Source organism: Enterobacter sp. KBR-315C3_2022 (assembly GCF_041399425.1).
Classification (GTDB): Bacteria; Pseudomonadota; Gammaproteobacteria; order Enterobacterales; family Enterobacteriaceae; genus Enterobacter.
The window spans coordinates 1-12,354 of sequence record NZ_JBGKEB010000015.1; the positions used below are offsets into that span (position 1 = coordinate 1).

11 protein-coding genes are annotated in these 12,354 nt (G+C 57.1%); 7 read left to right on the plus strand and 4 right to left on the minus strand.

From position 1 onward, the window contains the following. The first annotated feature begins 498 nt into the window (after positions 1 to 498). The 7 genes from proV to emrB all read left to right on the plus strand — a co-directional run bounded on the left by proV (position 499) and on the right by emrB (position 8,877). On the plus strand, positions 499 to 1,701 hold the full coding sequence (proV, locus tag AB8804_RS15795; RefSeq protein WP_371187781.1) for a glycine betaine/L-proline ABC transporter ATP-binding protein ProV: 1,203 nt from the start codon (positions 499 to 501) through the stop codon (positions 1,699 to 1,701). Further along, positions 1,694 to 2,764 carry a glycine betaine/L-proline ABC transporter permease ProW gene (proW, locus tag AB8804_RS15800; protein ID WP_371187783.1) on the plus strand — a complete coding sequence of 357 codons (1,071 nt, stop codon included), beginning with the start codon at positions 1,694 to 1,696 and terminating at the stop codon, positions 2,762 to 2,764. Before proV ends, proW begins: the two co-directional genes overlap by 8 nt. A gap of 9 nt (positions 2,765 to 2,773) precedes the next feature. Then, a complete protein-coding gene (gene proX, locus AB8804_RS15805; RefSeq protein ID WP_371187785.1) occupies positions 2,774 to 3,769 on the plus strand; it encodes a glycine betaine/L-proline ABC transporter substrate-binding protein ProX in 996 nt (331 codons plus the stop codon). Between the two features lie 216 nt (positions 3,770 to 3,985). Beyond that, a complete protein-coding gene (locus AB8804_RS15810) occupies positions 3,986 to 5,170 on the plus strand; it encodes an MFS transporter (protein WP_371187787.1) in 1,185 nt (394 codons plus the stop codon). 313 nt (positions 5,171 to 5,483) lie between these two features. Beyond that, a complete protein-coding gene (mprA, locus tag AB8804_RS15815) occupies positions 5,484 to 6,014 on the plus strand; it encodes a transcriptional repressor MprA (RefSeq protein ID WP_371187789.1) in 531 nt (176 codons plus the stop codon). A 126-nt stretch (positions 6,015 to 6,140) separates the two neighbouring features. Beyond that, on the plus strand, positions 6,141 to 7,313 hold the full coding sequence (emrA, locus tag AB8804_RS15820) for a multidrug efflux MFS transporter periplasmic adaptor subunit EmrA (RefSeq protein ID WP_371187791.1): 1,173 nt from the start codon (positions 6,141 to 6,143) through the stop codon (positions 7,311 to 7,313). A gap of 16 nt (positions 7,314 to 7,329) precedes the next feature. Beyond that, on the plus strand, positions 7,330 to 8,877 hold the full coding sequence (gene emrB, locus AB8804_RS15825) for a multidrug efflux MFS transporter permease subunit EmrB (RefSeq protein WP_371187793.1): 1,548 nt from the start codon (positions 7,330 to 7,332) through the stop codon (positions 8,875 to 8,877). 109 nt (positions 8,878 to 8,986) lie between these two features. On the opposite strand, the gene luxS is transcribed toward emrB, so the two are convergent. The 4 genes from luxS to yqaB form a co-directional block, all read right to left on the minus strand. Then, entirely contained in the window at positions 8,987 to 9,502 is a 516-nt protein-coding gene (gene luxS / locus AB8804_RS15830; RefSeq protein ID WP_006178155.1) for an S-ribosylhomocysteine lyase, read from the minus strand. Positions 9,503 to 9,654: 152 nt separating this feature from the next. Further along, positions 9,655 to 11,199, minus strand: a complete 1,545-nt coding sequence (gene gshA, locus AB8804_RS15835) for a glutamate--cysteine ligase (protein ID WP_371187795.1) — start codon at positions 11,197 to 11,199, stop codon at positions 9,655 to 9,657. Positions 11,200 to 11,282: 83 nt separating this feature from the next. Beyond that, positions 11,283 to 11,711 carry a YqaA family protein gene (locus AB8804_RS15840; protein WP_371187797.1) on the minus strand — a complete coding sequence of 143 codons (429 nt, stop codon included), beginning with the start codon at positions 11,709 to 11,711 and terminating at the stop codon, positions 11,283 to 11,285. Further along, a complete protein-coding gene (yqaB, locus tag AB8804_RS15845; protein WP_371187799.1) occupies positions 11,708 to 12,274 on the minus strand; it encodes a fructose-1-phosphate/6-phosphogluconate phosphatase in 567 nt (188 codons plus the stop codon). The genes AB8804_RS15840 and yqaB overlap by 4 nt, the downstream gene beginning before the upstream one ends. Between the last annotated feature and the right edge of the window lie 80 nt (positions 12,275 to 12,354).

A 12,354-nucleotide genomic window follows, 5' to 3' on the forward strand; every position in this document is an offset into this window, starting at 1 on the left:
TCTCTGGCAGACTGTATGTAAAGGCACGATGAGGTCTCTTCTGTTTTGTTGGCGCAATCAGTAGATCACACTTCATCGTGCTTTTCATTTTTCTGGGGAACCCTCAGCCCCAAAGGGGAGAGGGGATTGTTTGGAGCCCCCTTTTCTTCCTCGCCCTTTGGGGAGAGGGGAAATTAACGTTCATTAATTTAATATAAATCACATTCTTTCCAGCCGAATATTTCCACAACAACTACACTGTAATTTCACCGTCATATTCGCCTGATTCATACCGAATCAGGCGAAATTTCCCGACGCAGCAGCAAAAAAATCAGAAAAATTCAAATCGCCCTCAGCCCTTTACTCATGGGAAATTCAGCCGTTTCGCTTGCGGCAAAATTCATGCCATGTACCCACTCAGGGTTGTCTCAGATTCTCAGTATGTTAGGGTAATGCCAGTTAACTATTTACCATGGTAATCATATCGACATAAACAAATAACAGGACACTCTCTATTGCATGGCAATTAAATTAGAAGTGAAGAATCTTTATAAGGTATTTGGCGAGCATCCGCAGCGCGCATTCAAATACATCGAGAAAGGACTTTCGAAAGAGCAAATTCTGGAAAAAACAGGGCTATCGCTTGGCGTTAAAGACGCCAGTCTGGCCATTGAAGAAGGCGAGATTTTTGTCATCATGGGGTTATCCGGCTCGGGTAAATCCACTATGGTTCGCCTTCTCAATCGCCTGATTGAACCCACCCGCGGACAGGTGCTGATTGACGGCGTGGATATTGCCAAAATATCGGACGCAGAGCTTCGCGAGGTGCGCAGAAAAAAGATTGCGATGGTGTTCCAGTCATTCGCATTAATGCCGCACATGACGGTACTGGATAATACCGCCTTTGGTATGGAATTAGCGGGCGTTGCGGCTGAAGAGCGCAAGGAAAAAGCGCTTGATGCCCTTCGTCAGGTTGGCCTGGAAAATTATGCTCACGGCTATCCGGATGAACTTTCTGGCGGCATGCGTCAGCGCGTTGGATTAGCCCGCGCGCTGGCGATTAATCCCGACATTTTATTAATGGATGAAGCCTTCTCGGCGCTCGATCCATTAATTCGCACCGAGATGCAGGATGAGCTGGTAAAATTACAGGCGAAACATCAGCGTACTATTGTCTTTATTTCCCACGATCTGGACGAGGCTATGCGTATTGGCGATCGTATTGCCATTATGCAAAACGGCGAAGTGGTGCAGGTCGGCACGCCGGATGAAATTCTCAATAATCCGGCAAATGATTACGTCCGCACCTTCTTCCGCGGCGTGGATATTAGCCAGGTGTTTAGCGCCAAAGATATTGCCCGTCGTTCCCCGAACGGTCTTATTCGTAAAACGCCGGGATTCGGCCCGCGCTCCGCGCTCAAGCTGCTGCAGGACGAGGACCGGGAATACGGTTATCTGATTGAACGCGGCAACAAATTTGTTGGCGTGGTCTCCATCGACTCCCTGAAAACCGCTCTGGCTGAAAATCAGGGCATTGATGCGGCACTGATCGACGCCCCGCTTGCCGTGGACGCCGAAACGCCGCTTAGCGAACTGCTCTCACACGTTGGCCAGGCACCCTGTGCCGTTCCGGTCGTCGGTGAAGAACAACAGTACGTCGGCATCATCTCAAAACGGATGCTGCTGCAGGCTTTAGATCGCGAGGGGGCAAACAATGGCTGATCAATCTAACCCGTGGGGCACCACCGAAGCAGCGGACAGCGCTGCACAATCCGCCGACGCGTGGGGCTCATCCACGCCTGCGCCAACCGATGGCGGCGCGGCAGACTGGCTGAACAGCGCTCCGGCCCCTGCGCCCGAGCACTTCAATATTATGGACCCGTTCCATAAAACGCTGATCCCGCTCGACAGCTGGGTCACGGAAGGGATCGACTGGGTGGTCACCCACTTCCGCCCCGTTTTCCAGGGGATCCGCGTGCCGGTGGATTACATCCTCAACGGCTTCCAGCAGCTGATGCTGGGCATGCCAGCGCCGGTGGCGATTATCCTGTTCTCCCTGATTGCCTGGCAGTTCGGCAGCGCGGGGATGGGGATCGCCACGCTGGTCTCGCTGATTGCCATCGGCGCGATTGGCGCGTGGTCGCAGGCGATGATCACCCTGGCGCTGGTGCTGACTGCCCTGCTGTTCTGTATCGTTATCGGCCTGCCGATGGGGATATGGCTGGCCCGCAGCCCGCGGGCGGCGAAGATCATTCGACCGCTGCTGGATGCCATGCAGACCACCCCGGCGTTCGTGTATCTGGTGCCGATCGTTATGCTGTTCGGGATCGGCAACGTGCCGGGCGTGGTGGTGACCATTATCTTCGCCCTGCCGCCGATTATTCGTCTGACCATTCTGGGTATTAACCAGGTGCCGGCGGATCTGATCGAGGCTTCGCGCTCGTTCGGCGCCAGCCCGCGCCAGATGCTGTTTAAGGTTCAGCTGCCGCTGGCCATGCCGACCATTATGGCGGGCGTTAACCAGACGCTGATGCTGGCGCTGTCGATGGTGGTGATCGCCTCGATGATCGCGGTAGGCGGCCTGGGTCAGATGGTGCTGCGCGGGATTGGCCGCCTCGATATGGGGCTGGCGACCGTCGGCGGCGTCGGGATTGTGATCCTCGCCATTATTCTTGACCGCCTCACGCAGGCCGTCGGTCGTGATTCACGCAGTCGCGGCAACCGTCGCTGGTATACCACCGGCCCCGTCGGGTTACTCACCCGCCCTTTCACGAAATCAAAATAAGGAACAACGATGCGACATAGCGTACTTTTTGCCACAGCGTTTGCCACCCTTGTCTCCACCGGCACCTATGCGGCCGATCTGCCGGGCAAAGGCATTACCGTGCAGCCGGTGCAGAGCACCATTTCGGAAGAGTCCTTCCAGACTCAGATCGTGAGCCGCGCGCTGGAAAAGCTGGGCTATACGGTTAACACCGCCAGCGAAGTGGATTACAACGTGGGCTACACCTCGATTGCCTCCGGCGATGCGACGTTCACCGCCGTTAACTGGCAGCCGCTGCACGACGACATGTATGCCGCCGCGGGCGGTGACAAGAAGTTCTACCGCGAAGGGACCTTCGTGACCGGCGCGGCGCAGGGATACCTGATCGACAAGAAAACCGCCGACAAGTATCACATCACCAACATTGAACAGCTGAAAGATCCGAAGATTGCCAAGCTGTTTGATACCAACGGCGACGGCAAGGCCGACATGATGGGCTGCTCACCGGGCTGGGGCTGCGAGGCGGTGATTAACCACCAGAACAAAGCGTTCGATCTGGCGAAGACCGTCGACGTGAGCCACGGCAACTACTCGGCGATGATGGCCGACACCATCGCCCGCTTTAAGGAAGGCAAGCCGGTTATCTACTACACCTGGACGCCGTACTGGGTCAGCGACGTGCTGAAGCCGGGCAAAGACGTGGTGTGGCTGCAGGTGCCGTTCTCCTCCCTGCCGGGCGAGCAAAAGGATATCGACACCAAGCTGCCGAACGGCATGAACTACGGCTTCCCGGTGAACACCATGCATATCGTTGCCAACAAAGCCTGGGCGGAGAAAAACCCGGCGGCCGCGAAGCTGTTCTCGGTAATGAAGCTGCCGCTGGCCGACATCAACGCTCAGAATGCGATGATGCACGAGGGTAAATCCTCTGAAGCGGACGTGAAAGGCCACGTTGACGGCTGGATCAAGGCCCACCAGCAGCAGTTCGACGGCTGGGTGAAAGAGGCGCTTGACGCGCAGAAGTAAATACAAAACCTTACCCCTCACCCTAACCCTCTCCCCAAAGGGGAGAGGGGACATTGACCACCCTCTCCCCTTTGGGGAGAGGGCCGGGGTGAGGGGATCAACAGCACAATCCCCTAAACCGCACAATCCAGCACGTAACAATCCCCCAACATTCACAATCATTCGGTATGATGGTTTCCGGAAAAATAATCACTCAACTGACGATCCGCAAACCTGATGACCAAATCAACTCAAGGGCTTAGCCCGGCACTGATCCTTTTAATGTCTGTGGCAACCGGCCTTGCCGTCGCCAGCAACTATTACGCGCAGCCTCTGCTCGATACCATCGCCCGCGCCTTCGACCTCTCCGCCAGTTCGGCGGGCTTTATCGTAACGGCCGCTCAGCTCGGCTATGCCGCCGGACTGCTGTTCCTCGTTCCGCTGGGCGACATGTTTGAGCGCCGGATGCTGATCGTCTCCATGACGCTGCTCGCCGCCGGAGGGATGCTGATCACCGCCAGCAGCCAGTCGCTGACGATGATGATTATCGGCACCGCGCTGACGGGGCTGTTCTCCGTGGTGGCGCAGATCCTGGTGCCGCTGGCGGCCACGCTTGCCTCGCCGGATAAACGCGGCAAGGTCGTCGGGACGATCATGAGCGGGCTGCTGCTGGGGATCCTGCTGGCGCGAACCGTTGCGGGCCTGCTGGCCAGCCTCGGCGGCTGGCGCACCGTTTACTGGGTTGCGAGCGCGCTGATGGCCGTGATGGCGCTGGCGCTGTGGCGCGGGCTGCCAAAGGTCAAGCAGGAGAATCACCTGAACTATCCGCAGCTTCTCGCCTCCGTTTTCAGCCTGTTCACGCAGGATAAGCTGCTGCGCACCCGCGCCCTGCTTGGATGTTTAACCTTCGCGAACTTCAGCATTCTGTGGACGTCGATGGCGTTTCTGCTGGCCGCGCCGCCGTTTAACTATTCCGAAGCGGTGATTGGCCTGTTTGGCCTTGCCGGTGCCGCCGGTGCGCTGGGCGCTCGTCCCGCGGGCGGCCTCGCCGATAAGGGCAAATCGCACCTGACCACCTCCGCCGGGCTGGTTTTGCTGCTCCTCTCCTGGGCGGCAATCTGGTACGGGCATATCTCGGTGCTGGCGCTGATCGTCGGGATTCTGGTGCTTGACCTCACCGTGCAGGGCGTTCATATCACTAACCAGACCGTCATCTACCGCGTGAAGCCCGAGGCGCGTAACCGCCTGACGGCGGGATACATGACCAGCTACTTCATTGGCGGCGCGGCGGGATCGCTCATTTCAGCCTCGGCGTGGCAGCACGCGGGCTGGACGGGCGTCTGCGCAATCGGGGCCATCGTGGCGGCGCTGAACCTGCTGGTCTGGTGGCGCGGCTATCACCGCCAGGAAGCGGCTCACTAAGTTTTACAATGCTTTAGGCCTCCCGGGGTGTAAAGGAGGCCTGCATCTGTTAAGGTTAACGCAATCATTTATCCCAGAAATTTTAACGTGGGTGATATATTAGCTAACGGCATGAATAGTTCAGACCCCAGCCCTCACATCCTCTCATCCACGGGTTCAACACCTACGCTTTCTGTGCTCACCGGGTCACGGATTTACCCGGCACTTTCCGATAGTGACATTGCTTTAGCGGATATAACCGCACAAATAATTCATTTACATTATTTGTCACTATCGTTACTATATCGGCTGTAATTAATGAGGTTATGCCCAAATGGATAGTTCGTTTACGCCCATTGAACAAATGCTTAAGTTCCGCGCCAGTCGTCACGAGGACTTCCCGTATCAGGAAATTCTGCTGACCCGCCTGTGCATGCACATGCAGGGTAAACTGCTGGATAATCGTAATAAGATGCTGAAAGCTCAAGGGATTAACGAGACGTTATTTATGGCGTTGATTACGCTGGAGTCTCAGGAAAACCACAGCATTCAGCCGTCTGAGCTGAGCTGCGCGCTGGGTTCATCCCGCACCAACGCTACCCGCATTGCCGATGAGCTGGAAAAGCGCGGCTGGATTGAGCGCCGTGAAAGCGATAACGATCGCCGCTGCCTGCATCTGCAGCTGACCGATAAGGGTCACGAATTCCTGCGTGAGGTGCTGCCACCTCAGCACAACTGCCTGCACAAACTGTGGTCCGCCCTGAGCACCGCCGAGCGCGACCAGCTTGAGCACATCACCCGCAAGCTGCTCACCCGTCTGGACCAGATGGATGAAGATGGCGCCGTTCTTGAGGCGCTGCGCTAACGCGACGACACGCTCAACATTCCAGATTTATAAGATTACCGACAGGCCAGCACGTCACACTGCTGGCCTTTCTGACAGCAGGTCGGCATAGCCGATGTGAAAATAAGAAGATCGTGGAGAACTACAATGAGCGCAAATGCGGAGAACGTTACCCCGCAGCAACCGGTCAATAAGAAAGGCAAACGCAAGAGCGCCCTTCTTCTGCTGACCTTGCTCTTTATTATTATTGCCGTGGCATATGGGATTTATTGGTTTTTAGTATTGCGTCACGCTGAAGAGACAGACGATGCATACGTGGCAGGGAACCAGGTACAAATCATGGCGCAGGTGTCGGGCAGCGTGACGAAAGTCTGGGCTGACAATACCGACTTTGTGCAAAAGGGCGATGTGCTGGTGACGCTCGATCCGACCGACGCCCAGCAGGCGTTTGAAAAGGCGCAGACCGCGCTGGCCTCCAGCGTGCGTCAGACCCGCCAGCTGATGATCAACAGCAAGCAGCTGCAGGCCAGCATCGACGTGCAGAAAACCGCGCTGGCGCAGGCGCAAAGCGACCTGAACCGCCGCGTTCCGCTCGGCAGCGCCAACCTGATTGGCCGTGAAGAGCTGCAGCACGCCCGCGATGCGGTTGCCAGCGCGCAGGCCCAGCTGGATGTCGCCATTCAGCAGTACAACGCGAATCAGGCGATGGTGCTGGGGACAAGCCTGGAAAATCAGCCGGCGGTGCAGCAGTCTGCCACCGAGGTGCGTAACGCCTGGCTCGCCCTGCAGCGTACCAAAATCGTCAGCCCGATGACCGGCTACGTTTCTCGCCGCTCCGTGCAGCCTGGCGCGCAGATCAGCCCTACCACGCCGCTGATGGCGGTCGTCCCGGCGAACAACCTGTGGGTGGATGCGAACTTTAAAGAGACGCAGCTTGCCCACATGCGCATCGGCCAGACCGCAACGGTCGTCAGCGACATTTATGGCGATGACGTGAAGTACACCGGTAAAGTGGTCGGTCTGGATATGGGAACGGGCAGCGCCTTCTCCCTGCTCCCCGCGCAGAACGCCACCGGGAACTGGATCAAGGTGGTGCAGCGCCTGCCGGTGCGTATCGAGCTGGATTCGAAACAGCTGGCCGACCACCCGCTGCGCATCGGCCTTTCGACGCTGGTGACGGTGGATACCGCCAACCGCGACGGCCAAATCCTGGCAAGCCAGGTGCGGACCAGCCCGGCTTATGAAAGTAACGCCCGTGAAATTAGCCTCGATCCGGTCAATAAGCTGATCGATGACATCGTGAAGGCAAACGCCGGTTAAGCCGAAGGTGAGCGTTATGCAACAGCAAAAGCCGCAAAAACCGCTGGAGGGCGCGCAGCTGGTCATTATGACCATTGCGCTGTCGCTGGCGACATTCATGCAGGTGCTGGACTCCACCATCGCAAACGTGGCGATCCCGACCATCGCCGGTAACCTTGGCTCGTCGCTGAGCCAGGGCACCTGGGTTATCACCTCATTCGGGGTGGCGAACGCCATCTCCATTCCGATCACCGGCTGGCTGGCGAAGCGCGTTGGTGAAGTGAAGCTGTTCCTCTGGTCAACGATCTTATTCGTTGTCGCCTCCTGGGCGTGCGGCATGTCCACCAGCCTGACGATGCTGATCTTCTTCCGCGTCATCCAGGGGATTGTCGCCGGGCCGCTGATTCCGCTGTCGCAGAGCCTGCTGCTGAACAACTACCCGCCCGCCAAGCGCTCCATCGCGCTGGCGCTGTGGTCGATGACGGTGATCGTTGCGCCGATTTGCGGGCCTATCCTCGGCGGCTATATCAGCGACAACTACCACTGGGGCTGGATCTTCTTTATCAACGTGCCGATTGGTGCGCTGGTGGTGATGCTGACCCTGCAAACGCTGCGCGGCCGCGAGACCCGCACGGAGCAGCGGCGCATTGACGCCATTGGCCTGGCGCTGCTGGTGATTGGGATCGGTAGCCTGCAGGTGATGCTCGATCAGGGCAAAGAGCTGGACTGGTTTAACTCGACAGAGATCATCGTTCTGACGGTCGTCGCGGTGATATCGCTGAGCTTCCTGATCGTCTGGGAGCTGACGGACGATAACCCGATAGTCGATCTGTCGCTGTTTAAGTCGCGAAACTTCACCATAGGCTGCCTGTGCATCAGCCTGGCCTACATGCTCTACTTCGGCGCAATTGTGTTGCTGCCGCAGCTGCTGCAGGAGGTCTACGGCTATACCGCCACCTGGGCGGGCCTGGCCTCTGCGCCGGTTGGGCTGATCCCGGTGCTGCTGTCGCCGATTATCGGCCGCTTCGCCCACAAGCTCGACATGCGCAGGCTGGTGACGTTCAGCTTCATCATGTATGCGGTTTGCTTCTACTGGCGCGCGTATACGTTCGAGCCGGGCATGGACTTTGGCGCGTCCGCGTGGCCGCAGTTCATCCAGGGCTTCGCCGTGGCGTGCTTCTTTATGCCACTGACGACCATTACGCTCTCCGGCCTGCCGCCTGAGCGCATGGCGGCGGCGTCGAGCCTGTCGAACTTCACCCGAACGCTGGCCGGCTCTATCGGGACGTCGATCACCACCACGCTGTGGACGAACCGCGAGTCGATGCACCACGCGCAATTAACCGAAGCGGTGAACCCGTTCAATCCGAACTCCCGTGAGATGTACAACCAGCTTCAGGGCATGGGGATGACGGAGCAGCAGGCGTCCGGCTGGATAGCGCAGCAGATCACCAACCAGGGGCTGATTATCTCGGCGAACGAGATTTTCTGGATATCGGCGGGGATCTTTATCGTCCTGCTGGGACTGGTGTGGTTTGCTAAACCACCGTTTGGTGCTGGTAGCGGCGGGGGCGGGGCGCACTAGTTCTCTGCGATGGTTGCCGGGTGGCGGCTGCGCCTTACCCGGCCTACGATAATCGACACATCCGTAGGCCCGGTAAGCGCAGCGCCACCGGGCATCTACAGGCACACGACTAGATGTGCAGTTCCTGCAGTTTTTCTTTCGGCAGAGCCAGCTCGTCGTTGCTGTTGACGCGAACGTCACGCTCGATGATGTGGCGGGCGATCTCCTGCGCTTCTTCCAGAGAGTGCATCTGATAGGTGCCGCACTGGTATACGTTCAGCTCAGGGATCTGGTTTTGCTCTTTCACCTTTAGCACGTCCTGCATCGCCGCTTTCCACGCGTCCGCGACGCGCTTCTCCTCAGGCGTACCGATCAGGCTCATGTAGAAGCCGGTACGGCAGCCCATCGGGGAGATATCGATGATCTCAACGCCGTTGCCGTTCAGGTGGTCACGCATGAATCCGGCAAACAGGTGCTCCAGGGTGTGAATGCCTTTTTCCGGCATCACTTCTTTATTCGGCACGCAGAAGCGCAGATCGAAGACGGTGATCGTGTCGCCGTGCGGGGTGTGCATGGTCTTCGCAACGCGTACTGCAGGTGCTTCCATACGGGTATGGTCGACGGTAAAGCTATCTAATAACGGCATACGTCACCTCCGATAGTGATTTTTTTTAAAATAAACTGAACTCTTCTACAGAATGCGCGTCTGAGTATATGAAAGACGCGCATTTGTTATCATCATCCCTGAATTCAGAGATGTATATTTTGGCCACAGCGATGTGGCCTTTTTCTTTTGGTTCAAGCCTGCTTCGCCAGAAACGCTTCAAACGACTCCGTATCCGCCGCCTCAACCTCTTTCTGGCGCATCACGGAAGCCTCACGCTCCGCCACAAAGTCGGCTTCACTCAGTACCTCTAACGGCTCATGCATCAGCATCTCACGATACTCCGCCGAGAGCGAACGCCCGGTGCCGCCAATGCCCTGCTCAATCATGGAACGCAGAATGCGCGCCGAGAACGTCAGTTCCGGATTATCAAAGCTTTCAACCAGCTGGTCACAGACGTTTTGATACGCCTCGCCGCCGTCAATGCTGTCCATCGTCTGCGCAACGCGCTTCAGGTCGCGGAACAGATCTTTACCGACTTTCGTCAGCGGGAACTGCGCCGTTTCGCATCCGATGCCGAGCGTCAGCCCCGGCTTGCGGCCTTCGAGGATCACGCGGTTCCAGTTCGTGCGCGTGCAGGACAGCTCGTCAGAACTCATTTCCGGCGCGTCAGCCAGCACGCACCAGACCATGAACAGATCGAGGAAGCGGATCTGCTGCTCGTCGACGCCAACCGGCGAGAACGGGTTGATGTCCAGCGAGCGTACTTCAATGTACTCAATCCCGCCGCGCTGCAGCGCATCAGATGGCGTTTCACCGCTCCGCGTGACGCGTTTAGGGCGAATCGGCGCGTACAGCTCGTTTTCAATCTGCAGCACGTTGCTGTTGATTTGCAGGCGCTTGCCGTCTTTTTCAAGGCCGATTTTTTCGTACTCTTCCGACGGCGTTTTGATCGCCCGCTTCAATCCTGCCACATACTCGTGCAAATCGTTAAACGTAATTCCGAGATTGCTTTGCGACTTATTGGTATAGCCAAGGTCGCTCAGGCGCAGCGAGGTCGCGTACGGCAGGTAGTACATGCCGCAATCGGTTTTCTCGAACGGCAGCGTGGTCGGTTTTCCCTGCAGGAACGACGAGCAGATGGCAGGAGATGCGCCAAAGAGATACGGGATAACCCAGCCGAAACGATAGTAGTTACGAATCAGACGGAGGTAGCCCGCTGATATCGCCTCTTTATCGCTTTCACCGCACTTCGCCTGCCAGAAGGCCATCGGCAGCGAGAAGTTGTAATGAACGCCAGAGATGGTTTGCATCAGCGCGCCATAGCGGTTCTTCAGGCCTTCGCGGTAGAGCGTTTTCAGACGACCAATGTTCGAGGTGCCGTATTGCGCAAGTTCAATATCCTGCCCCTGCTCGATATAGCATGGCATGCTCAGCGGCCACATGCGCTCATCGCCCAGATTACGGGCGGTGAAGCGATGGACATCGCGCAGGATTTTCAGCATGCGATCGATATCGCCCTCTACGGGAGTAATGAACTCCAGCAGCGCTTCGGCGAAATCGGTGGTGATCCATTTATGTGTCAGCGCCGATCCTAACGCCTTCGGGTGACCCGTCGTCGCTAAGCTTCCATCCGCGTTAACGCGCAGCGTTTCGCGCTCAAGCCCACGCTGAATCCCCTTCAGTGCCTGAGGGTGATTTTCCAGCCAGGCCAGCGCCTGTGATACGTCCGGGATCAAGTTGACCTCCCGCCTGTCAAAGTAATGTTACCCAGCATAATTGTAATGGTTGACGATTGAAGGTCGCGTATTCATTCCACCAATTAGTGCCACCACGTCATACCCTGTAGTGTTACCCATGCCACGAGAACATAGCGCAACGCCTTGCCAAGGCACAAAAAAAAGAGCACCGGTCCCCAGGAGATGCGTAACCATCCCGCCAGCAGACACAGTAAATCGCCTATTACAGGCATCCAGCTTAATAATAGCGTGGCAGCGCCATAGCGTTTTAGCCAGCCGACTGCCTTTTCCTGCCAGCGCGATTTTTCACGCAGCGGAAAGAAACGCCCAAGAATAACGTTAGTCAGCCCTCCAAAGCTATTACCCATTGTTGCTATTAAGACCAGCAACCAGGGCTGACTGACGCCGGACAGCAGCATCGCCACCAGCACGACTTCCGAATTACCCGGTAAGAGCGTAGCGCTTAAAAAACTGCTGGCGAATAATGAGGCGAGTGACAGCGCGTCACTCACAGCAGGCGAACGTCCACCGCGGCCATGCCCGCATCCCGCGCGGCCTGAAGTCCAAAATCAGCATCTTCAAAAACGACGCATTTTTCGGCAGGCACGCCCATCAGTTCCGCGCAAAGCAGAAAGGTATCCGGGGCAGGTTTATGATTTTTAACATGATCGGCCGCGACCACGGCAGAAAAATAGTGGCGCAGGCCCAGATGATTGAGCAACGCTTCGGCAACCGCGCTTTCACTGCCGGTGCCAACCGACATCGGTCGACGTCCGTGCCAGTCTTTGACCACGTCGATGAGCGGCAAAGGGCGCACGGTGTCTAACAGCATGGCTTTTACCGCATCGGTTTTTTCGCGCGCGAGCTGGTGGGGGTCGAGATCGGCATGATTAAGCTCAATCACGGCCTGAGCAATACGCCAGGTTGGCGATCCGTTGAGGGCTACCATCGCCCGTAAATCGAAACGCATGCCGTAGCGCCCAAGGACGTCATCCCAGGCTTTACGATGCGTAGGCTCGGTGTCCAGGAGAGTGCCGTCCATATCGAAGATCAAACCGTCATACTTTGCGTACATCGTGCTCTCGCTAACCGATTAACAAAGCATTACTTTATCGTAAATGGGGGTTTTTGTCGCTGATTGCAGATGCGATGATT